This window comes from Pseudomonas sp. PGPR N4 (genome assembly GCF_059693665.1).
Genome location: NZ_JCAUKV010000001.1, coordinates 1249641 through 1272865, shown reverse-complemented (window position 1 = coordinate 1272865; position 23225 = coordinate 1249641). Strand labels below are relative to the sequence as shown.

The following is a 23225-nucleotide window of genomic DNA, read 5'->3' as shown; positions in this document are numbered from 1 at the left end:
CCCCAATGCGGAGTTACGAACATGCCAAAAATGAAAACCAAGAGCGGTGCAGCGAAGCGTTTCCTGAAAACGGCGACCGGCTTCAAGCACAAGCACGCTTTCAAGAGCCACATCCTGACCAAAATGTCGACCAAGCGTAAGCGTCAACTGCGTGGTAGCAGCATGCTGCACCCGTCTGACGTGGCAAAAGTCGCGCGCATGCTGCGCGTTCGTTAATTCTGGTCTAGATAGAGGAAGTTACTCATGGCTCGTGTAAAGCGCGGCGTAATTGCTCGTAAGCGTCACAAAAAAATTCTGAAACTGGCTAAAGGTTACTACGGTGCACGTTCGCGCGTATTCCGTGTTGCCAAGCAGGCTGTCATCAAGGCTGGTCAATACGCCTACCGTGACCGTCGCCAGAAAAAACGTCAGTTCCGCGCTCTGTGGATCGCTCGTATCAACGCTGGTGCTCGCGTCAACGGTCTGTCTTACAGCCGCCTGATTGCTGGCCTGAAAAAAGCGTCGATCGAAATCGACCGTAAAGTTCTGGCTGACCTGGCAGTGAACGAAAAAGCGGCGTTTGCTGCGATTGTCGAGAAAGCTAAAGCCGTTCTGGCTTAAGTACCCACGACAATCATCCGGCGGCGCATGCGCCGTCGGGTGTTGAACGTCATCGATAGGGGAAGAGCCTTCAAAGCTCTTCCCCTATTTTTGTATCTGGAGTCTGTACATGGAAAACCTGGACGCGCTGGTCTCCCAAGCCCTGGAAGCTGTGGAGCGCGCTGAAGACATCAATGCCCTGGAACAGATCCGGGTTCAATTTCTCGGCAAGAAAGGCGAGCTGACCCAGGTGATGAAGACCTTGGGCAACCTGCCAGCCGAAGAGCGCCCCAAGGTTGGAGCGCTGATCAACGACGCCAAGGAACGCGTCACCGAAGTGCTCAATGCGCGCAAGGCTGGATTTGAAGAGGCCGAGCTCAGCGCTCGCCTGGCTGCCGAATGCATTGACGTGACCCTGCCGGGCCGTGGCCAGACCACTGGCGGCCTGCACCCGATCACCCGTACCCTCGAACGCATCGAACAGTTCTTCACCCACATTGGCTACGGCATCGCCGAAGGCCCTGAGGTCGAAGACGACTATCACAACTTCGAGGCGCTCAACATCCCCGGCCACCACCCGGCCCGTGCGATGCACGACACCTTCTACTTCAATGCCAACATGCTGCTGCGCACCCACACCTCGCCGGTGCAGGTACGTACCATGGAATCGACCCAGCCGCCGATTCGCATTGTCTGCCCTGGCCGCGTCTATCGCTGCGATTCGGATATCACCCATTCGCCGATGTTCCACCAGGTGGAAGGCTTGTTGATCGATCGCGACATCAACTTTGCCGACCTCAAGGGCACCATCGAAGAATTCCTGCGGGTGTTCTTCGAGAAGCAGCTGGATGTACGTTTCCGTCCGTCGTTCTTCCCCTTCACCGAACCGTCCGCTGAAGTCGACATTCAGTGCGTGATGTGTTCCGGCAAAGGCTGCCGCGTGTGCAAGCAGACCGGCTGGCTGGAAGTGATGGGCTGCGGCATGGTCCATCCGAACGTGCTGCGCATGTCTGGCATTGACCCGGAAGAGTTCCAGGGCTTTGCCTTCGGCATGGGCGCCGAGCGTCTGGCCATGCTGCGTTATGGCGTCAACGATTTGCGTCTGTTCTTCGACAACGACCTGCGGTTCCTGGCGCAATTCCGCTAGGCCACACCTCGACCATATTCAGGAGAACAGCATGAAATTCAGTGAACAGTGGCTGCGCGGTTGGGTAAACCCGCAAGTCTCCCGCGACGAGCTGGTTGCTCGTCTGTCCATGGCCGGCCTCGAAGTCGACAGCGTCACGCCGGCGGCTGGCCAGTTCAGCGGTATCATCGTCGGCGAAGTGCTCAGCACCGAGCAGCACCCGGATGCCGACAAGCTGCGTGTGTGCCAGGTCAGCAACGGCCAGGAGACCTTCCAAGTCGTCTGCGGCGCGCCTAACGTGCGCCCGGGCCTGAAGATCCCCTTCGCCATGATCGGAGCCGAGCTGCCAGGCGACTTCAAGATCAAAAAGGCCAAACTGCGTGGCGTTGAATCCAACGGCATGCTGTGCTCGGCTGCCGAGTTGCAGATCAGCGAAGAAAACGACGGCCTGCTTGAACTGGCCGCCGATGCGCCGGTTGGTCAGGACATCCGTGAATACCTCAATCTCGACGACGCCAGCATCGAAATCGGCCTGACCCCGAACCGTGGCGACTGCCTCTCGGTGGCCGGTATGGCGCGCGATGTCAGCGCCCTGTACGACGTGCCGGTTACCCGCATCGACGTGCCGGCCGTTGCCGCCAGCCACGACGAAGTGCGCTCGGTTGAAGTCTCGGCCCCGGCCGCGTGCCCGCGTTACCTCGGCCGCGTGATCCGCAACGTCGACCTGGCTAAGCCAAGCCCGCTGTGGCTGGTAGAGCGCCTGCGCCGCAGCGACGTGCGCAGCATCGACGCTGCAGTCGACATCACCAACTACGTGATGCTCGAGCTCGGCCAGCCGATGCACGCCTTCGACCTCGCCGAAATCAACGGTGGCATCCGCGTGCGGATGGCCGAGGAAGGCGAGAAGCTGGTCCTGCTCGACGGTCAGGAAGTCGCCCTGCGTAGCGACACCCTGGTCATCGCCGACCACACCCGGGCCCTGGCCATTGCCGGCGTCATGGGTGGCGAGCACAGCGGCGTGAATACCGAGAAGACCCGCGATCTGTTCCTTGAGAGCGCCTTCTTCGAGCCGATTTCCGTCGCTGGCAAGGCCCGTTCCTATGGTCTGCACACCGATGCCTCACACCGCTACGAGCGCGGCGTCGACTCGCAATTGGCTCGCGAAGCCATGGAGCGCGCGACCGCGCTGCTGCTGGAAATCGTCGGCGGCGAAGCCGGCCCGATCGTCGAAGCAGTCAGCGAGCAGCACCTGCCGAAAGTTGCGCCGATCATTCTGCGCGCCGAACGCATCAGCCAGATGCTCGGCATGGACATGGACCCAGCCCAGGTCGAGCAACTGCTCAACGCCCTCGAGCTGACCACCAGCGCCGATGGCGCAGGGCAGTGGACGGTACAAGTGCCAAGCCACCGCTTCGATATCAGTCTTGAAGTCGACCTGATCGAAGAACTGGCCCGTCTGTATGGCTACAACCACCTGCCAGTGCGCTATCCGCAAGCCCGTCTCGCCCCCAAAGGCGCGCCGGAAGCCCGCGGTGAGCTGCCAACCCTGCGCCGCCTGCTGGTAGCTCGCGGTTATCAGGAAGCAATCACCTACAGCTTCATCGACCCGAAACTGTTCGAGCTGTTCAGCCCTGGCGTCGAGCCGCTGCTGCTGGCCAACCCGATCTCCAACGACATGGCCGCCATGCGCGCCTCGTTGTGGCCTGGCCTGGTCAAAGCGCTGCAGCACAACCTTAACCGCCAGCAAGACCGCGTGCGCCTGTTCGAGAGCGGCCAACGCTTTGTCGGCCAACTCGGCGACCTCAAGCAGCAGCCGATGCTCGCCGGCGTCGTCACCGGTACCCGCTTGCCAGAAGGCTGGGCCAACCCACGCGATGGCATTGACTTCTTCGACGTCAAAGCCGACGTTGAAGCGGTGCTGGGTTACTCCGGCGCGCTCGGTGAGTTCAAGTTCGTCGCGGGCAAGCACCCAGCCCTGCACCCAGGCCAGACCGCCCGTATCGAACGCGACGGCAAGGAAGTCGGCTACCTCGGTGCTCTGCACCCAGAGCTGGCCAAGACACTCGACCTGGATCGCCCGGTGTTCGTCTTCGAGCTGATCCTGGAAGAAGTGGTCGAAGGTTGCCTGCCGAAATTCAGCGAACTGTCCAAGTTCCCTGAAACCCGCCGCGACCTGGCCCTGATTGCCGGCCGTGATGTGGCCGCCAGCGACGTCCTTGAAGCAATTCGTGACAATGCAGGCGAATGGCTCACAGACCTCAGGCTGTTTGACGTCTACCAGGGTAAAGGCATTGATCCTGATAGAAAAAGCCTCGCGGTCGGCTTGACCTGGCAGCATCCATCGCGCACTCTTAATGACGATGAGGTGAACGCCACCCTGCAGTTGATCCTCACCTCGCTCGAACAAAGGTTGAACACCACGTTAAGGAAATAACGGCATGGGTGCTCTGACGAAAGCTGAGATGGCCGAGAGGCTGTACGAGGAGCTTGGGCTTAACAAGCGAGAGGCGAAGGAACTCGTCGAGTTGTTTTTCGAAGAGATCCGCCACGCGCTTGAAGATAACGAGCAGGTCAAGTTGTCCGGATTCGGCAACTTTGACCTTCGCGACAAACGCCAACGGCCGGGCCGCAACCCTAAAACCGGGGAAGAAATCCCGATCACCGCACGCCGCGTCGTCACCTTTCGTCCAGGGCAGAAATTGAAAGCCCGGGTTGAGGCCTATGCTGGAACCAAGTCATAACGACGAGCTGCCCCCCATCCCGGGCAAACGCTACTTCACCATTGGTGAAGTCAGCGAGCTCTGTGCGGTAAAACCGCACGTGCTGCGCTACTGGGAGCAGGAGTTTCCCCAGCTCAACCCCGTCAAACGCCGCGGCAACCGCCGGTATTATCAGCGCCAAGACGTACTGATGATCCGCCAGATCCGCGCGTTACTGTACGACCAAGGCTTCACCATCGGCGGTGCGCGCTTGCGCATGTCTAGTGATGAAGCCAAGGACGACACGACGCAGTACAAGCAGATGATTCGGCAGATGATTGTCGAGTTGGAAGATGTGCTGGTGGTGTTGAAGAAATAACCTGATCCGACGAATGGAAAGTTTTTCGAAAAAAAGCTTTCATTAATCAAAAGGTTAGGGTAGATTTTGTATCGTTCTCAGCAGTATTGAGAGCAGTTCGGGGCGTAGCGCAGCCCGGTAGCGCACTTGCATGGGGTGCAAGGGGTCGAGTGTTCGAATCACTCCGTCCCGACCAAAAAACTCCAAGAAATCCAAGCACTTACGGGTGCTTGGATTTTTTTATTTCCGCCTTTTTTGATTGCCACCTCTTAAATGGCTATTCTGGTTGCCAATTGGTTGCCAATTGGTTGCCAGTTGAGATTGGCTTGGCAGATTGGATGGCGCATCTGAAGAGTCGAATCTGACGAGCAAAGTTCATTAGCCCAGCACAGGCGTCTGTACGGGTTGTCCGTCGAGCTCGAATCGCGCGTAGCCTTGTTGTGGTGGTATGCCACGTGATTGGTTTAGGTGCGTTGTGGTGTCCTGTTTCGTGAGGCTGTTTGGTTTGAAAATTCTTGATCGCAGTTCGCGCCAGTTAAAGAGCAAGGATGACCATTGATGGACAAACTTTGGAAGCAGATCACCCAATCCGATTACACATGGGAGCGGGAGGCGCTGGATTTTGCCAAGCGACTGCTCCCTGATCACGATCCGTATCGTGCATGGGCCAATTTCGAGTTCATCGCCCAGGATGGTTCAATCAACGAAGTTGATCTCATGGTGCTCACGCCCAAGGGTATGTACCTTATCGAGATCAAATCTCATCCGGGCGTCATTGCTGGTGACGCAGCCAACTGGGTTTGGGAAAGGCCTCTGCCCAAGGGGGGGCAAAAGATCTTCGATAACCCCCGCCTGCTCGCGCGGCGCAAGGCGCAAAAGCTGGCTTCGCTGCTAAAGGTGCAGCCTTCATTCCATCGAAGCAAGGAAACAGTTCCCTTTATCGATGCCTTGGTGTTCCTCTCTGCGGAGGACTTGATCATCAAGCTAGAAGGTAATGCGCGCCAAGGGGTAGTGAACAGGCAAGAGTTGCTCCGCGAAATCACGCTTATCGATGAGAACTGGAAGCATCGGCAGATTTCTGCCTACGCGGCCAAGGTCATCTCGCGTGCTGTCGAAGAGGCGGGTATCAAAGAGTCCGTACGTATGCGGCGCGTCGGCAGCTATGAGCTCCAGAGCCTTCTCTACGAGTCAGACACATATCAGGATTGGCTTGCTTTGCATCCAGACCTAGGTCTGCAACGCAAGGTGCGCATTTACCTGACGCAGGATAAGCCCGAGGAAGAGGTTTCTCGGCTCGAAAAGGCAGCCAAGCTTGAGTTTCGTTTGCTTGAGGGAATTGAGCACCCAGGTATTTTGCGGGCCTACGAATTTCAGCAGCACGAGAGCGGTCCTGCGGTGGTCTATGAGCATGATCCCAAAGCGTTTCGTCTCGACCATCTATTGATGCATCTGGGCAAGGATCGCCGCCTGGATATTGTTGAGGCTACTTACCTGCTTCGCCTAATAGCAGAAGCTGTGCAGTACGCGCACGGGCAAAAGCTCTATCACCGTGGGCTAAGTCCTCAGTGCATCTGGGTCAAGGAGCTGGGTGAGGAGAAGTTCAGTGCCAAAATCAGCAACTGGGCCACTGCCGAGCGAGTATTCGAGAGTGAATCGCGCAACATCAGTGCGCTAACCCGTCTGAGCAACCTTGTACATGAAGAGGCCGGGCCTTATGTCGCTCTGGAAGCGCACACTGGTGCTGCAGACGGTGTGCACTTGGATGTGTTCTCCCTGGGTGCGATCGCCTACCACTTATTTACCGGTAAGAAGCCCGCGCAAACCGATATTGAGTTACTGGACAAGCTGCGCCGAGGCAGTGGTCTGCAGGTTACCGATGAGATCAACGGTGCAAGCGAGGCTATGCAGTACCTGGTGCAGTACGCCACACACCCTGATGTAGGCAGCCGGTTGGAATCGGTCAGTGAGTTCATCAAACGACTGGATGACCTTGAGGACGAGCTTAGCCAGCCAAGCACGCTTCGAACTAACCCAACTGAGGCCCGTAAAGGTGACCTACTGCCAGGAGGCTTCCAGGTTATTCAGCCACTTGGCAAAGGTGCGTGCTCAGTCGTATTCCTGGTTGATTACCAGGGTCAGTCTCGCGTTCTGAAGATCGCTTCGACACCTGACCACAATAGCCGTCTTACGAGAGAGGGCGAAGTGCTGGCCAGTTTGCGGCACCAGGCCATTGTTCCTTACTACAAAACCCTGGATATCGTTGGCCATACCGCTCTGCTACTCGACTATGCGACCGAGGGCACCCTGGCACAGCGCCTCCGCCATGTCGGCGCTGTGCAGCTGGAGTTGCTTGAACGCTTCGGTGACGACTTGCTCAGTGCGGTTGTGCATCTAGAGGACCAGGCGCTGGTGCATCGTGATATCAAGCCAGAGAACATCGGCTTGGTGATGCAAGGCAGCGTTCTTCACCTCATGCTTTTTGACTTCTCCCTGTCCAGTGTCGGTGCTGACAATATCAGTGCCGGCACTCTGGCCTACATGGATCCGTTCATCCGTGATCCTGGCCGCCGCCGTTGGGACGACCATGCCGAGCGATTCTCCGCTGCGCTGACCCTTTACGAGATGGCCGCAGGCGCTTTGCCTGGATGGACGTCCTCTGAAGGTCTGCCACATCAACTCGGAGGTGAGCTGGAGGTTGATCGAACCGTCTTCGATCCGAGCATTCGCGATCGCATGGTTGAGTTCTTCAAACGGGCCTTGGTTCGTGATGTGCGCAAGCGCTTTGCCAGTGCCGGCGAGATGCTGCGTGAGTGGCGCAAAACATTCCATGACGCGCGCAGTGAGTCTCTGCATACGACTCAGCAGCCTGTGGAGCGTACTTGCCCCGTCAGCGAGGCTCAGCTTGATACGCAGATTGGCCTATTGGCTCTGAGCCCACAAGCGCTGGACACCCTCAGCCGCCGGAACATCAACAGCGTTGCTGAACTCATCAAACTGAATCGCTCCCGCGTTCGAGTCTGGACGGGAGTGGGGGTGAAGACCCGTAATGAGCTTTCTGATGTCATAGGTCAGCTTCAGGCGCGCCTTCTGGACGGCCAACAAGTTCAGCAATTGGATAGCAGTGATACCAGCGTTGTAAGTGTCGACCGTCTGTTCCAGCAGGTTCTGCCAAAGTCCACCGATCAGACTCGCTTGAGCTTTCTTAACGAATATCTGGGTCGACTGGACGAGGATGCGCCCAAGGGTTCTCACAACGTTCATTGGCCTACGCCGGCAGCCATCAGCGGCCACCTCGGCATTGAGACTCTGCTCGTGCGCGAGCTGGTCGATAAGGTTCTGACCCAGTGGGGTAAGACCAAAGCGATTACGGACTTGAGAGAGGACATCGTCGGCCTGCTGGAGGATAACGGCGGCGTAATGACGGCGGTCGAAGTTGCTGACGCAATCCTGCTCCGTCGCGGCTCGGTGCAAGACAGCCCGCTGCGTGAGCGCTGGGCCTATGCCGTCGTACGGGCTGCCGTGGAAACGGAGTTGAGTAAACAGGAGCCTCGTTGGCTTTTGCGTCGCTCCGGTAACCGCTTCCTGATTGCCGATAATCGTCAGGGGCGAGGGGAGGAACTGGCCGATTACGCTTGCGACCTTGGCAGCCTGGCAGATGAGTGTGCGCGCCAGCTGCCACTGCTGGCTCCCGTACGTACGCTTGAGAAGATAAGGGCTGTGCCAGCGCCAGAGTCATTTGCAGGCCTGAGCAACCACCGACTTCTGCGTTTGGCTGCAGCTGCATCCGAGAGTGCAGCCCTATCCAGCCGTGTGGAATTTTATCCGCGAGGGATGCCCGCCAAGCTTGCTTTGGAGTTGGCCCAGGGCGCGCTATTGGGCAGCAAGGCGCTTACTGTCAAAGATATTCAGACCCGCGTAGCCGGCCGCTATCCCGCAGCACAGGAGCTACCAGGCCGTCCTGAGCTGGATGAGTTGGTGCGCGCCCTGGATATCGGTTTCCAGTGGAATGGCAGCTTTGAGTTTGCCAACGGCGATAGGGGGGGGTACTGCCTGCCAAGCGCAGGGATGACCAGCTTCGCATCAGCCGGCTCTACTCACTACAGTCCGACTCAACAAGGCGAAGACGACACCACCACACTCAAGTCGGTTAAAGAGCTGGGCTTGATGCTTGAGAAGGTAGTGACTGCCTCCCATTTCATGGCGCTGACCGTAAGGCCGCGTCAGTGGTGGCAAGCGCAGGAAAAACTCTGCCGAGACTATCCGTTTAAGCGCATCAGTTTTGATGAACTGCTACTTCGCCATGTACAGGCTGTATGCGCCAGTATGCCCAAAGCGCCGGATTGGCAAGTGGTGCTCAAGGCAGACGCCTGTGAGCACAGTTCACGTGATTGGCAGAACCTGCAGCGCCTGGTGCAGCGCGCGTTACCGGGCATGGCTGAGGAGATTCTGCAGGCCGGTCAATCAGTGCTTCTGACGGAGCCAGGGCTGCTGGCGCGCTATGAGCTGGTGACAACATGGCTGAATGATCTACGCCTGCAACTGATGAGTGCGAGTGGTCGAGGGGGCATCGCGTTGCCTGGGTTGGTTCTGCTGATAGCCGTGGATGCGCAGCGTTCTGCTGCGATGATCGATGACGTATTGGTGCCTACAGGTGCCGGTAGCAAAGAGTTTGTCCATATTCCCAGTAGCTGGCTGGACGATGCCCAGCCTCTACCTGAGGCAGTTAAAACCACTGCCTAAGAAAAACTGATAGCAGACCCAGTACCTTCAGGTATTGGGCCACATGCACAAGGATTTACCTGTGATTAATCGTGCCGAACTTCTGAAAAGCTTGCAGGCCCTTTTGCCGCATATTGAGAAGGACATTCTCGCCTTCAGCGAGGCCAATGCAGAGCTCAGTGAGCATTTGCAATGCGAATATCGTGCAGCGGTTGAAGCTGAGCGTACCGCCGAGCACTTCGTATCCTGGCGAGAAGCACAAATAACCCAGGCAGCAGTGGCCTGGGTTTTGACCTGTGTGTTTGTGCGTTTTCTGGAGGACAACGGCTTACTGACTGAGCAGGTGTTAGCTGGGCCGGTACATGATGCGCAAGGGCTAAATGCCTTGCAGCAGGCTAAAGAGCGCATGGTGGCCTACTTCAACGAGAACCCTACCTTTGAAGAGCGTCACTACCTGCTGGACCTGTTCGCAGAGTTGGAAAAGTACCCGGTAATTGCCGAGCTCTTGGATCATCGCCATAACCCTCTATGGCAGATTCCGGTGTCGGCTGATGGTGCGAAGCGGCTAATTGATTTCTTCCAGAAGATCGACGCAGACAGTGGAGAGATCCTGCACGATTTTTCCGACCCGCAATGGGATACGCGTTTTCTGGGAGATCTGTACCAGGATCTTTCTGAGTCCGTGCGCAAGCGTTATGCGCTGCTGCAAACCCCGGAGTTTGTCGAGAGCTTTATTCTCGATTACACCCTGGAGCCGGCAATTCAGACCTTCGGTCTACCGGGGCTACGCCTGATCGATCCGACCTGTGGGTCGGGACACTTTCTGCTTACGACCTTTGAGCGAGTGTTCAACCAATGGTTGAAGCGCGAGCCCGGCACTAACTCCCGTGAGCTTGCGCAGCGAGCGCTGGATGTGGTGCATGGCACCGACATCAACCCTTATGCCATTGCCATCTGCCGATTCCGACTGCTGGTCGCCGCCATGAAGGCAGCCGGCAGCAGCAAAATCAAGGATGCGCCTAAATTTAGGTTCAATCTGGCTTGTGGCGATTCGCTATTGCATGGCCGACGTTTTGAGTGGCAAGGCCAGGGCATCCAAGGTGGTTTGCTGGGAGAGGAAAAGAAACACGTTTACGAGGTTGAAGATGCTGAAAGGCTTGATAGCATTCTCGGGCAGCGTTACCACGTTGTAGTGGGTAATCCCCCTTATATTACGGTTAAAGATAAGGCGCTGAACCAGGCATATCGGGACAGGTACCCAACCTGTCACCGTAAGTACTCACTTGGTGCTCCATTCACCGAGCGTTTTTTTGACCTGACCTTATGGCCTGAAGCTAATCAGCCTGCTGGTTTTATGGGGATGATCACGGCCAATAGCTTCATGAAGCGCGAGTTCGGCAAGAAGCTGATCGAAGACTACCTACCGCGCAAGGATCTGACCCATATAATCGATACCTCGGGGGCCCATATTCCCGGGCATGGGACGCCGACTGTGATTCTGTTTGCTCGTAATCAGAGCCCAAGAAGTGACGATGTACGTGCAGTGCTGGGAATCCGAGGAGAGCCTGGTACTCCAGAAAATGCTTCAGAGGGCAAGGTTTGGCTGTCCATTACTACCTTGATGCCGCAAGGGAAGGCGGAAAACAGCTACATAACCGTTGTTGACCAGAATAGGGCCGCATTTTCCTCTCATCCTTGGAGCATTGGTGGGGGAGGGGCTGCAGATCTGAAGGAGTATATTGATACCAATGCCAGCTCTCGGCTTGGAAGCCTTTGCGATGGACTTGGTTTTGGCGCGATCACGGGTGAGGATGAAGTTTATCTTTTGAATGTGGGGGAGTCGCGCACAAAAGTTGGCGGCGGGTTTGTCCGAAGGTTTGTCGAGGGCGATGCAGTCAGGGATTGGCAGATCTATCCCAAGATGAATTGCATTTTTCCTTACTCTTCCAGCATGGATGCGTGTTGTGATGCAGCAATGGAGAAGAGGCTATGGCCGACAAGGTGTGGGTTGGCCAAGCGCGTGTATTTTGGGAAAACTCAGGCTCAGCGAGGCATGGCTTGGTATGAGTATGGATACATCTCGCTAGATAAGTGCGTGTCAGATTATCTTATTTCTTTCGCATTTGTATCGACCCACAACCACTTCGTTCTCGATCGTGGCGGTAAGGTATTCAAGCAGACTGCGCCAGTCATAAAACTGCCGGCAGGTGCAACTGAAGCGGAGCACTTTGCTGTTCTCGGATTGTTGAACAGTTCTACAGCCTGCTTCTGGGGTCGACAGACCTTCTTTGGGCGTGGAGGCTTTTCTGATGGCAAGTGGCAGGAGCGAGTGGAGTGGGATGGCACCAAGCTCAAGTCCTTCCCGCTTACGGAGGATCCGCAGCAGGATGCACAGCGTTTGTCTGAGCAACTTGATCGTTTGGCACTAGAGCTCGCACAGTTTCAGCCCATAGCGGTGCTGAAGACGCTGGAGCCGGAGTTGGTCAGACAATTGGAGTCTGCACGAATAGCCGAGAGCCGGATTCTGGGGCAGATGGTGGCTGTGCAGGAGGAGCTGGATTGGCGTGTGTATCACTTGTACGGTCTTACCAACACTCCGCTGTGTTACACCGGGGAGCTTCCGGTAATTGAGTTGGGGCAGCGAGCCTTCGAGATCGAGCTGGCCCGTAGTCTGCAGGCCGGTGAGTCTGAAACCATCTGGTTTGAGCATCATGGTAGTAGACCAATTACAGAAATCCCGGCTGATTGGCCGAAGGATTATCAGGAGCTGGTGCAGCAACGTCTGGACGAGGCACAGAACAATCAGTGGATCAAGCTGATTGATAACAAGGATCACAAGCGACGCTGGAGCCGCGACAGCTGGGAAGATCGCCTGCACGCCGCCTCCCGCGAATTGCTGCTGGATCGCTGTGAACAGGTCTTCCAGTCTTGCGAGCTACAGACTTGCGCCCAGCTAGCCGACCGTCTGCGTCGTGATGCTGATGTGTTGCGGGTGGCTGAGGTGTATTGCGGTAGCAGTCAGTTCGACCTGCAGGCGCTGGTGTGCGAGCTGGTGGAGGGCGATAACGTGCCGCAGATGGCCGCCGCTCGGCTGAAAGCTGCCGCCATGTCGAAGTTCCGTGCGTGGCAGGAGACCTGGGACAAGCAGCGGCTGGAGGATACCATCGACGCCCATCATGGTGTAGCGCAGCCGCTAACGGCTGAAGACGCACAGGTCCCGGAGAAAAAGGCCGCATGGGCGCTGGCTAAGGTCCGCGCCGAGATGGAGAAGCAGGAGCAGGTGGGCGAGATCGCGATGCCGCCACAGTACAAGCCGGTGGACTTCCGCAAGCCGTCCTACTGGAGCTTGCGCGGGAAGCTTGATGTACCTAAAGAGCGTTTCTTCTCGCTGCCGGGCTGCGAAAAAGGCGGCGACAGTACGATGGTTATCGGCTGGGGTGGTTTGAACCATGTGCAACGAGCTCAGGCAATTGCTGCCTGGTATCTGGATCGTAAAGAGGGCGAGGGCTGGGAAGCTGAACGACTGATGCCATTGCTGGTGGCACTGGATGAGCTGATTCCTTGGTTGAAGCAGTGGCACAACGAGGTAGACCCTGAGTTCGGCGAGCGCATGGGCGATTATTACGAAGGATTTCTCCTTGAGGAATTGCGTAACCTGGAGATTACTCGGGCTAACTTGTCGAGCTGGCAACCGGCTGTAGTGGCTGGAAAACGTGGCGGTCGTAAGACGAAAGTGGCCGAGCAAAACTGATTCTGGGATTTGACGCATGACATTGATTAAAGAACTGATCGACATCCCAGAAAAGGTTCAACGGGGTGATTTCGTCCTTAACCTATCCAGTGGTTTGGCTGATGCGGCAATTAGCCAGACCTTGGAGCAGTATGTGGTGACGCCGCAGCTACAGCGGTCGTTCGACGATGCCTTGAGCTTTATCAAAAGCACAGTAGTGGGAAACCAGAACCGGCAGAAGGGTGCCTACCTGCACGGCAGCTTCGGTAGCGGTAAATCGCACTTTATGGCGGTGCTGCACCTGCTGCTGCAGGGTAATTCACAGGCCCGAGCCATCAACGAATTGGCACCTGCCGTAGCCAAGCACGATGAGTGGCTGCAGCAAACCAATATTCTGCTGGTGCCTTACCACATGATCGGCGCTGCCAGTATCGAGGCTGGCGTGCTGGGTGGCTATGCTCGCCATATCAAGCACCTACATCCGAATGCGCCGGTGCCTGGCTTCTACATGAGCGATCGGTTGTTCCGGGATGCGCGACAACTTCGTGGGAACATGGGCGATGAATCCTTCTTTACCACGCTGAACAAAGGTGCTGCCGCGGCCGAAGATGATGATTGGGGCGATCTGTCGACTGGCTGGGATCCAGCTAGCTTCGATGCGGTGCTCAATGATCAGGCCGGCGCGGACGATAAGTCCCGCTTGGTGGGGGACCTGATCGGCACTTTCTATAGCTCCATGGCGGATATGGCCAACAGCGAATACGGCGGCTACGTCGATTTCGATGAGGGTCTGCGCATCATGACTGAGCATGCTAAGGCGCTAGGCTATGACGCAATCATCCTGTTTCTAGATGAGTTGATTCTCTGGCTGGCCAGTCATCTGTCTGACCAGCGCTTTATCGCCAACAACATTCAGAAGGTGGTGAAGCTGGTCGAGGCCAGTGAGCAACGTGCGCTGCCCATGGCTAGTTTTATTGCCCGCCAGCGCGATTTGCGCGAGTTCGTGGGGGATCAGTACAACGGTGCGGAACAGCAAGCACTGAGCGACTCGCTCAAGTACTGGGATGGTCGTTTCCACACCATCACCCTAGAAGACCGTAACCTGCCAGTGATTGCTGAGCGTCGCTTGCTCAAGCCGATCAATGCGGCTGCCAAGGCGGATATCGACAATGCCTTTGCTGCTATGGATGCTGGTTTGCGCAGTGAGGTGCAGGAGATCCTGCTGACCAACCAGGGCGACCGCGAGATGTTCCGCTCGCTGTATCCCTTCAGTCCTGCTCTGGTGCAGGCGCTGGTTGCGCTTTCTTCCGCTCTTCAGCGCGAGCGTACTGCGCTCAAGGTCATGCTGATGCTGTTGGTCGATCAGCGCGAAACCTTAGAGTTAGGTGGATGCATTCCGGTCGGTGACCTGTACGACGTGATTGCTTCTGAGGCTGAGCCGTTCTCAGAAGTGATGCGTATGCATTTCGACAATGCTCGCCATCTGTTCGAGCGCAAGCTGGTGCCGCTACTCGAGGAAGAACACAACCTCAAGCTGGATCAGTTGCTGGAGCTGCCAGTTAATGACCCCGGCCGTCGTGCCTTTACCAACGACATGCGCTTGATTAAGACCTTGTTGCTGTCGGCGCTGGTTCCGGAGGTGGAGTGCTTCAAGCAGCTCACGGCCAATAAGCTCGCTGCGTTGAACCACGGCACCATCAAATCACCGATCCCAGGGCGTGAAGCGCAGACGGTTTTGCAGAAGTGCCGCAAATGGGCGGGGCGAGTCGGTGAGATCAAGATCAGTGATGACTCCAACCCGGTCATCGCGATTCAGCTTTCAGGCGTGGATACCGAGAGCATTCTTGAGCAGGCGAAAATCCATGACAACGATGGCGCACGTCGCAAGCTGACCAAGGATTTGCTGTTCGAAGCCTTCGATGTTCAGGATGACAATCAGCTGTTTATTGAGCATCCCTTTGCCTGGCGCGGCACTCGTCGTACCGTAGAGGTGATGTTTCAGAACATCCGCGAGATTTCCGACTTCACCACCTTTGAGGCGCGTGGCGATGATTGGAAGGTGCTGGTCGACTTTCCGTTTGACCAGGGCAACCATTCTCCCGCGAGCGATAGGGCACGCATCCAGGAGTACGAAGCCACTGGTAATGCGACACAGACCTTGTGCTGGTTGCCGTATTTCTTCAGCCAGTCGGCGCAGCGTGATTTGGGAACCTTGGTGACTCTTGAGCACGTACTGAAAAGCGAAGATCGCTTCGTTTCCTTCAGTAAGCATCTGAGCCCACTTGAGCGGGCCCAAGCGCGGACGCTTCTCGATAACCAACGCAGCCAGTTGCGTCAGCGTATTCGTGATTACCTCATGGGGGCATTCGGTGCTGCACAACCGATCCCGGGCTCGCTGGATGATTCGGTACAACTGGAAAGCCAGGTTTATTCGTTGGAGCCAGGATTTACTCCGCAGCTGCCGGTGGGCAGTAATCTGCGTGCGGCCTTCGAGCACCTACTTAATCAAGCGCTAAGCTTCCAGTATCCGGATCACCCCGAGTTTGATGGGGAGGTCAGGCTGGCTGACCTAGGTAGGGTGATGGAGCAGTTGCGTCGGGCTGTGCATGCCAGTAATGGCCGCATCGATATCGACACGCCGTTGCGCTCTATCATGCGTTCGATCGCACAACCACTGAAACTTGGCGAGATGCACGAACGGCATTTCATCTTCAAGGATGATTGGCCGAAGCACATGACTCGTGAGCTGGCCAAGGATGAATACGCTGGGGATCCAGTGACGGTGAAGCGTCTACGTTCGGCCATTGATCAGCCGACACCCAAAGGGCTGCCGGACATGGTGCAGAACCTGCTGATCATGGTGTTTGCCGAGCATGGCCAGTACGCCTTCTCGTTGCATGGTCAGGACTATGAGCCGACGCTCAAGGACATGCCGGATAACCTGTTACTGACCAAGCAGGATTTGGCCGAGCCGAACATCTGGAAGCTGGGCGTAGATAACGCCTCCGCCATCTTCGGCCTAACGCCTAACAAGCTGCGCACCGCCAACCATCAGAATGCACTGGAAAAGGATGTGCAGGATGAGGTTAAGCGCCAGCTTGGGCATTGTGAGGAACTGGTTACTGAGCTCAGAGATGCATTGAGCCGGGTTAATCAGGGGACGCAATGCAATCGTCTGCGTAATGCTGAGTATGCCGTGAGTCTATTGCAGACCTTGCAGGGTAAGCAGGGGGCAGACCTGATCGCTGCGCTGGCGGATATTCAGCCGCCCACCAACGCGATGGCTCTCGCCAAAAGTATCGTCAGCGCTGCCAGCGTGACTCAGGCTATCCAGGACAATAACTGGCAATTGCTGGAAACCGTTTGGAAGTCAGGGGCAGCTGAGGCTCTGCAGATTAAGCAGCGTGTTAGTTCTGCATTGACCGCGGATGAGCTGGTGACGGCGCTGGCTCAAGCGCTTCGTCAAGCTCAGGCAGATGCTACATCTCAGTTGACGCGCAACGTCGTTCCGCCGATCATTCAGAACGTTCCGCCTGCCGATACCAGTATCAAAGGTGCCGGTGGCAGAAAGGTGCTGGAGCAGGTTCAGCAGAGCGGTTTGACCAGCAAGCAGGCGCGCACCTTGTTCGCCGAGATTGAGAGCAAATTGCAGGACGGCTACGTGCTGGATGTGAGCTACAGCATTGTGCGCACGGATGAGGCCGAGGATTGAGGTGATGTCGATCATGCAGGCGAGCGCGACATTGCCGATGCCGGTGGTGACCCAACTGCAGGCAGTTTTTCAGCGTGACGCTGAAGCTGACTGCGTGGCACTAGTCTGGCCAAACCCTTTAGCGGCTTTAGCTGTAGAGCAAGTTGTTGAAGGGCGAAAAGTCAGGGCCATCTACTGCGTCTCTGAGTTGGCGATGCGAGAGGCCTTGGTCAAGCATCACCAGGATCGGAAGGAAACCTCAGAGCGTCTTGTGCTGCTGTCGGGCTTTGCCGAGACGGATTTGGCTATGGACGTGTTGGCCAGAATCTGGCGCAACGAGCCGCAGCGGATAAGCCCTTGGAAGACCCTGCAGCAGCTGATTCGTGTCAGGGACATTGATCCTCGTCTAACACGCAAGCAGAGCCGTTGGGTAGCTGAGGCGATGCTCAATGGTGTTGAACGCTATCAAGGGAAAATCAGTTTCGGAGAGATTCTGGATGAGGAGACAGCCTGGCGCGCTATCGCCATGGCTCATCTGAACTACCAAGAAGCCACGTTGGATCTGCAGTCGGTGTTGAGTTGGAGCACTAAGGGTGATGTCAGTGCACTGATTAAGGCTTTGCCAGGCGATATTCGAGACAACCTTGGGGATTGGTTGGCCCGCGGCCTGCCCGACACTCATGAGGTGGTATCGACGCTTCTTCTGAATGATCAGGGGAGTGATCTGCTCGCCGTCGCCTTGGCGTGCTCCGTGCTGTTTTCCTTGGACATTGAACGTCTGCAAGCGCTTGATTTAACCCAGCTGCATATCAGTCGTGGGATTTTCCGTGAGCGCTTTTTGGGTGGGAAGAAGATAGAATTCCGAGTCCTGCAGCCGCTGGGCGAGGTCGCACTTACTCTGGTCAGGCAGTGGATAGGTGCTCTCGGTTTCCCTAGCTATGCACGCTTCTTGTCGAAAGCAGAGCAGATTCTTGCGAGCTTAGATATGCAGGCTGCCGCCGAGCACTCGGCACTTTTGCCTTGTGGTTTGCACGCGCGCTTTAGTGCTTTTGCTGCAGCCCTGGATGTAGCTCTGGACGGCGGCGACTCCATGGCTGCGGAGTCGGCTTTGCAGCAGATAGAGGGGCATCGTCTGGCTGGCTTGGATCGCTACAGCGAGACTGTTGCTCGGACCAATATGGCCATGCGCCTTCTACGTTGGCTCAAGCAGGCGCCAAACGTGGACGGAACTGCAGTTAGCCTGATCGGTGATTACATCGTGCAGGGTGGTTTTTGTGATTGGGCACGAACCGAAATTTGGGCTGGAGATGCTGAGGAGTCCCTGAGTACGGTGTACCAGAAGCTCTCTCAGCACGTTGGGCGTTACAGGGAACGGCAAAACCAGGCTTTCGGGCAGCAACTGGCAAGCATCGCCCGTGGTGATCATCTGCCTGCTCGATTCATTCCTGTCGAGCGCGGCCTGGATGATCTGGTTGCACCATTGGCCGAGCAGGGGCAAGTGCTTTTGCTTGTGCTGGATGGGATGAGCGAAGCCGTCTACCGGCAGTTAAGCGCAGACCTCACCCGTAATCATTGGTTGGAGCTACAGCCCATTGGCGCGCAGGGCGATGCATGTCTGGTTGCAGCCTTGCCCACGGTGACTCAGGTCAGCCGTTGCTCGCTGCTATCGGGGGCTCTGTGTGAGGGCAATGCCAACGACGAGAAGAAGTCTTTCAGTAGCCACCCTCAGCTAAAAAAGCTGGCCTCCACCAAGTTTCCACCGCAAGTGTTCCATAAGCAGGATTTGTCCCAGTCTGGATCTGGCAGTTTGCATAGCAGCGTTCGGGGGATAATTGCGGGTACGGAGCACCGAGTTCTGGCGGTGGTGATCAATGCGATCGACGATCAGTTGTCCAGTAGCTCACAAGTTAAGGTCGACTGGTCGTTTGAAACCGTGGCCTTGCTCCGGCATGTGATGGAGGCTGCTCGTGAGGCTGGCCGTGTGGTGATCATTACCAGTGATCACGGTCACGTGCTGGATCATGATTCAGTCTACCAGCAGTCAGCCGACGAGAACGGCGAGCGCTACCACCCGGTGGCCCCTGGCATTGTTCCCTCTGAGCTGGAAGTCCAGTTGTCGGGTGAGCGTGTCGTGACGGCGAATAAGCAGGTGATCCTGCCTTGGTCAGAACGCCTGCGTTACACCCGAAGTAAGAGCCATGGTTACCACGGTGGTGGTTCGCTCCAGGAGGTTGTGATACCGCTCGGGGTCTATATCAATGCCGCCACGCGGCAAAGGGTAGAGGGTTGGCGTGAGGTGCCTCGACGACTGCCAGCCTGGTGGTATTCGACGAAGGCCATTCAGTCAGACACGCCGAGCGCGTTTGATGAGCCCACCGTATCTGTCGAAGCACCCACCAAGAAAGCAGCTGGTAAGAAGCAGGCTGTGGCTGAGCTTGTCGAGGACATGTTCGGCTTTGCATCGCCAGCGAAAGCCTTGAGCAAAAGCGCTCCGGTGGTCGCTACAAGCGATTGGGTTGCTGAGTTGCTCAGTTCGCCGATCTATGGCCAAGTTCGCGATAGGGCAGGCCGCACAGCGATCAGCGACGAACAAATGCAGGGGCTGCTGAGGCTGATGGAGAAGCATCGCTGGCAGGTGATGGAGGCGGTGCTTTGTTCCGAGTTGTTGATCCCGAAACTGCGGATTCGTGGGTTCCTTGCGGGAGCACAGAAACTGCTCAATGTGGATGGCTATCCGATCCTTTCAGTCGAGCGTGATTCCCAGACAGTGCGTTTGAACGTTGCAGATCTGAAGAAGCAGTTTGAAATTCAATAACTACAGGGTGTAGGCATGTCAATTAGCCAACAACGTCGTCAGGATATTCTGGACGCTCTGCGGCGTGGAACTGTGCCGCAGTATGGTTTAGATGCCTTAGCTGTTGGCTTGTTGCCCTTCGAGCGCGCCTTTGATGAGGAGCTGGAAAAGGTCAGTCGAGGCGGGGCGGTATTCAAGGCTATTCGTGGCGAGTACGGCAGCGGTAAAACCTTTGCGTCACGTTGGCTCCGTGAAAAAGCACATCGACTCGGCTTTGCTTGCGCCGAGGTACAAATTTCCGAGACTGAGACGCCGCTGCACCGCCTGGAGACGGTTTATCGGCGTCTGATGGAGCGTTTGACGACGCCAGATATGCCCTCTGGCGCCTTTCAGAATATTGTCGAAGCCTGGTTCTACACCCTTGAAGAGGATGTACTAGCCCAGCATGACATCCATCCGAACGACTCCGAAGCGTTGATCGATGCCACTGATTTACTGATGGAAAAGCGCTTGGGCGAAGTGGTGCGCTCAGCACCTGCATTTGCCCTAACTCTACGTGCCTACCGGAGAGCTCTCCTAGAAGGCCAGGAAGAGATCGCCAACGGGCTTTTGGCCTGGATGGCAGGTCAGCCGAACATTTCTGCTGCGGTTAAGCGCTATGCAATGATCAAGGGCGACATCGATCATTTCGGCGCGTTGAGCTTCCTGCAAGGTGTTCTAACCATACTCAAGGATTCAGGGCATCCTGGTCTGCTGCTGGTGCTCGACGAGGTTGAAACACTCCAGCGTATGCGCGGAGATGTTCGCGACAAGAGCCTGAACGCACTGCGTCAGTTGATGGATGAGGTGGACTCTGGGCGATTCCCTGGCCTTTATCTGGTTATCACAGGTACTCCAGCCTTCTACGATGGACCTATGGGTGTCCAGCGGCTGTCTCCTCTAGCTCAGCGTCTGGCGGTCGACTTCACCACTGATGCTCGGTTCGATAATCCTCGCGCCGTGCAAATTCGCCTTCGTGGCTTCAGTCAGGAGTCACTGGAGGAGGTCGGTCGCAAAGTGCGCAACCTGTATGCCGATAACAGCGCTACGGCTGACCGCATTCTTCGGCTGGCAGACGATGATTACATCGCTGAGCTGGCAAAGGCGGTGACCGGTAAGCTGGGCGGCAAGGTCGGGATTGCACCGCGGATCTTCCTGAAAAAACTGGTGGGGGAGGTCCTGGATCGTATTGATCAGTTCGAAGACTTCAATCCACGACAGCACTACGCATTGACCATTTCAGATACCGAGCTGACATCGGTCGAGCGCGCTACCAGCGCGGCAAGCTCGGTAGATGATATCGAGCTCGATCTTTGAGCTGCCTGATTGGAGCTTTGCTGCATGAGTGAGTTCGACAAGCTCCACCCCGCCTTGCAGCACCACATCGTCAACTCTCTAGGTTGGAATGGATTGCGGCCTTTGCAAGAGGCCACGATTCAGCCTGTCCTCGAAGGCGAGCACGCAATTTTGCTGGCTCCGACGGCCGGCGGAAAAACCGAAGCGGCAAGCTTCCCCGTGTTCTCACGCATGCTCAGTGAGAGCTGGGAAGGGCTCTCCGTTCTCTATATCTGCCCAATCAAGGCACTGCTCAATAACCTTGAGCAACGCTTGAGTTATTACGGGCATCTCCTGGGGCGAAGTGTTGCTCTGTGGCATGGCGATATCAGTGCCGCGCGTAAGGCCAAGATTGTGGCATCGCCACCGGACATTCTGCTGACAACACCTGAGTCGTTGGAGGTCATGCTGGTCTCCAACAAGGTTGATCATCAGCAGCTGTTTGCCAACGTGCGGACAGTGATTATTGATGAGGTTCATGCCTTTGCCGGTGATGACCGTGGCTGGCACTTGCTGTCTGTCCTGGAGCGAATCAGCGTTCTAGCAGGCCGAGAGATTCAGCGTTTAGGGCTCTCAGCAACCGTAGGGAACCCTGACACGCTCTGCGACTGGCTTGCCGGTAGCTGTAATACCCGAAGAAGCGTGATCAACCCTCCTGCAGAGAACAATGTGATTCCTGACGTCCAAGTCGATTGGGTCGGGTCGCTGAAAAACGCAGCAGTTGTGATTTCAAGATTGCACAAAGGCGAGAAGCGCCTCGTCTTCGTGGATAGCCGTTCCAAGGTTGAGGAGCTTGCAGTTGAGCTGCGTTGCCTAGGTGTTGCCACCTACATCTCGCACAGCTCTTTGAGCCTGGAAGAGCGGAGGGCTGCTGAAGAAGCGTTTTCTCAGGGTAATGACTGCGTCATCGTTTCTACTTCGACGTTGGAGTTGGGTATCGATGTGGGCGACCTTGATCGAGTCATCCAGATCGATGCCCCGTACACGGTTGCTTCTTTCCTGCAGCGCATTGGCCGAACTGGCCGACGCGCGGGCAGCTCTCGAAACTGTCTGTTTCTAGCTACCAAGGAAGATGCGTTTCTTCGTGCTTTGGCGTTGTTACAGCTATGGCGGCAAGGGTATGTCGAACCTATCGAACTGCCCGCCAGGCCAATGCACATCTATGCCCAGCAAACGATGGCGTTGGCGCTTCAGCAAAAAGGCATCATTGCTGCCGACGTCGATCAGTGGGTCGGGCGAATGCCCGGTTTTGCTGGAGTCACGCCCGATGACCGGGCTGGTGTTATCAGCTATATGCTTGGGGTCGGGATATTGCACTCTGATGAGGGCCTCATCGGGATTGGCAAGGCCGGAGAGAGGGCGTTTGGTGAGAAGAACTTCATGGAGCTCTTTTCGGTGTTCACGACGCCTCCCATGGTTAAGGTTTTTTGGGGCAAGCAGGAGCTAGGGGAAGTTCATCAACTGACCTTTGCTGTCTGTGATAATGGCCCGGCGTTGCTTACTCTTGGCGGGCGCAGCTGGCAGACGACCTATATCGACTGGCCGCGGAAAAAGGCTTTTGTCGAGCCTTCGGAGGTGCGAGGTAAGTCGCAATGGGTCAGCGATGCACAGCCGCTGAGATACGAGCTATGTCGTGCGATTGCTGATGTGTTGGTTTCAGATCTTGTTCCAGAGGGGCTTTCATGCAGAGCTCAGGCCCTGCTTGCCGACCTGCGTGACCAATATGGCTGGATGGAGTCAGGTAAAAGTACTCTGATCCTTGATGCCGATGGTAATGCGATTTGGTGGAACTTCGCAGGCAAGTTGCTGAATTCGGCAATGAAGGATCTGCTGGCTAATGAGGCAGATAAGCTCATCGCCGACAACGAGTGCTTGAGTTTTCGGCACGTCTGTTCTGGCGAGGCGCTGGCAAGTGCTATTCGAGAGATTCTTGCGGGTGATGCGCATGATTTGGCGGTGCTGCTGGATGAGGCCTTTGTACAAGAGCTGAAATTTGCTGAGTGCTTGAGCCAGAAAGAGATTGATCGTGAGCTGGGACAGCGGTACTCAGTTAATAGTGACTTCCAGCAGTTCTGTCGTAATTCACTTGCAGTTCTTAGGGTAAGGGATGACGCCTGATTGACGATGCAGCGAATAGTATTGTCCAGTACCTTGC

At 56.4% G+C, this 23225-nt stretch carries 12 protein-coding genes and 1 tRNA gene; all 13 read left to right on the top strand.

Translation table 11 applies throughout. The annotated features are described in order from the left end of the window. The first annotated feature begins 21 nt into the window (after positions 1–21). The 13 genes from rpmI to AC58X1_RS05565 all read left to right on the top strand — a co-directional run bounded on the left by rpmI (position 22) and on the right by AC58X1_RS05565 (position 23188). On the top strand, positions 22–216 hold the full coding sequence (gene rpmI / locus AC58X1_RS05625) for a 50S ribosomal protein L35 (RefSeq protein WP_028696462.1): 195 nt from the start codon (positions 22–24) through the stop codon (positions 214–216). A gap of 27 nt (positions 217–243) precedes the next feature. Further along, complete coding sequence (gene rplT, locus AC58X1_RS05620) at positions 244–600, top strand: 50S ribosomal protein L20 (RefSeq protein ID WP_043860801.1); 357 nt, start codon at positions 244–246, stop codon at positions 598–600. Positions 601–709: 109 nt separating this feature from the next. Continuing rightward, on the top strand, positions 710–1726 hold the full coding sequence (pheS, locus tag AC58X1_RS05615; RefSeq protein WP_101320618.1) for a phenylalanine--tRNA ligase subunit alpha: 1017 nt from the start codon (positions 710–712) through the stop codon (positions 1724–1726). A gap of 31 nt (positions 1727–1757) precedes the next feature. After that, positions 1758–4139: a phenylalanine--tRNA ligase subunit beta gene (gene pheT, locus AC58X1_RS05610; RefSeq protein WP_181106747.1), complete on the top strand. Its 2382-nt coding sequence runs from the start codon at positions 1758–1760 to the stop codon at positions 4137–4139. A 4-nt stretch (positions 4140–4143) separates the two neighbouring features. Further along, positions 4144–4446, top strand: coding sequence for an integration host factor subunit alpha (gene ihfA, locus AC58X1_RS05605; protein WP_002553164.1), 303 nt, complete (start codon positions 4144–4146; stop codon positions 4444–4446). Further along, positions 4427–4783 carry a MerR family transcriptional regulator gene (locus AC58X1_RS05600; protein WP_101320614.1) on the top strand — a complete coding sequence of 119 codons (357 nt, stop codon included), beginning with the start codon at positions 4427–4429 and terminating at the stop codon, positions 4781–4783. Before ihfA ends, AC58X1_RS05600 begins: the two co-directional genes overlap by 20 nt. 98 nt (positions 4784–4881) lie before the next feature. After that, a tRNA-Pro gene (locus AC58X1_RS05595) sits at positions 4882–4958 on the top strand. Positions 4959–5320: 362 nt separating this feature from the next. After that, complete coding sequence (pglW, locus tag AC58X1_RS05590; protein ID WP_497428490.1) at positions 5321–9502, top strand: BREX system serine/threonine kinase PglW; 4182 nt, start codon at positions 5321–5323, stop codon at positions 9500–9502. 43 nt (positions 9503–9545) lie between these two features. Continuing rightward, a complete protein-coding gene (gene pglX / locus AC58X1_RS05585) occupies positions 9546–13232 on the top strand; it encodes a BREX-2 system adenine-specific DNA-methyltransferase PglX (RefSeq protein WP_497428489.1) in 3687 nt (1228 codons plus the stop codon). A gap of 16 nt (positions 13233–13248) precedes the next feature. After that, positions 13249–16923, top strand: a complete 3675-nt coding sequence (locus AC58X1_RS05580; protein ID WP_497428488.1) for a DUF6079 family protein — start codon at positions 13249–13251, stop codon at positions 16921–16923. Between the two features lie 4 nt (positions 16924–16927). Further along, positions 16928–19717, top strand: coding sequence for a BREX-2 system phosphatase PglZ (pglZ, locus tag AC58X1_RS05575; protein ID WP_497428487.1), 2790 nt, complete (start codon positions 16928–16930; stop codon positions 19715–19717). 15 nt (positions 19718–19732) lie between these two features. After that, positions 19733–21052: a BREX system ATP-binding protein BrxD gene (gene brxD, locus AC58X1_RS05570; protein WP_313326132.1), complete on the top strand. Its 1320-nt coding sequence runs from the start codon at positions 19733–19735 to the stop codon at positions 21050–21052. Positions 21053–21076: 24 nt separating this feature from the next. After that, positions 21077–23188, top strand: a complete 2112-nt coding sequence (locus tag AC58X1_RS05565) for a DEAD/DEAH box helicase (protein WP_313326133.1) — start codon at positions 21077–21079, stop codon at positions 23186–23188. Positions 23189–23225 lie beyond the last annotated feature (37 nt).

Bases quoted from the DNA above. Each gene is read 5' to 3' on its own strand.
- AC58X1_RS05565 (WP_313326133.1), top strand. From the start codon at position 21,077: ATGAGTGAGTTCGACAAGCTCCACCCCGCCTTGCAGCACCACATCGTC.
- pglX (WP_497428489.1), top strand. From the start codon at position 9,546: ATGCACAAGGATTTACCTGTGATTAATCGTGCCGAACTTCTGAAAAGC.
- ihfA (WP_002553164.1), top strand. From the start codon at position 4,144: ATGGGTGCTCTGACGAAAGCTGAGATGGCCGAGAGGCTGTACGAGGAG.
- AC58X1_RS05600 (WP_101320614.1), top strand. From the start codon at position 4,427: ATGCTGGAACCAAGTCATAACGACGAGCTGCCCCCCATCCCGGGCAAA.
- brxD (WP_313326132.1), top strand. From the start codon at position 19,733: ATGTCAATTAGCCAACAACGTCGTCAGGATATTCTGGACGCTCTGCGG.
- rpmI (WP_028696462.1), top strand. From the start codon at position 22: ATGCCAAAAATGAAAACCAAGAGCGGTGCAGCGAAGCGTTTCCTGAAA.
- pheS (WP_101320618.1), top strand. From the start codon at position 710: ATGGAAAACCTGGACGCGCTGGTCTCCCAAGCCCTGGAAGCTGTGGAG.
- pglZ (WP_497428487.1), top strand. From the start codon at position 16,928: ATGTCGATCATGCAGGCGAGCGCGACATTGCCGATGCCGGTGGTGACC.
- pheT (WP_181106747.1), top strand. From the start codon at position 1,758: ATGAAATTCAGTGAACAGTGGCTGCGCGGTTGGGTAAACCCGCAAGTC.
- rplT (WP_043860801.1), top strand. From the start codon at position 244: ATGGCTCGTGTAAAGCGCGGCGTAATTGCTCGTAAGCGTCACAAAAAA.
- pglW (WP_497428490.1), top strand. From the start codon at position 5,321: ATGGACAAACTTTGGAAGCAGATCACCCAATCCGATTACACATGGGAG.
- AC58X1_RS05580 (WP_497428488.1), top strand. From the start codon at position 13,249: ATGACATTGATTAAAGAACTGATCGACATCCCAGAAAAGGTTCAACGG.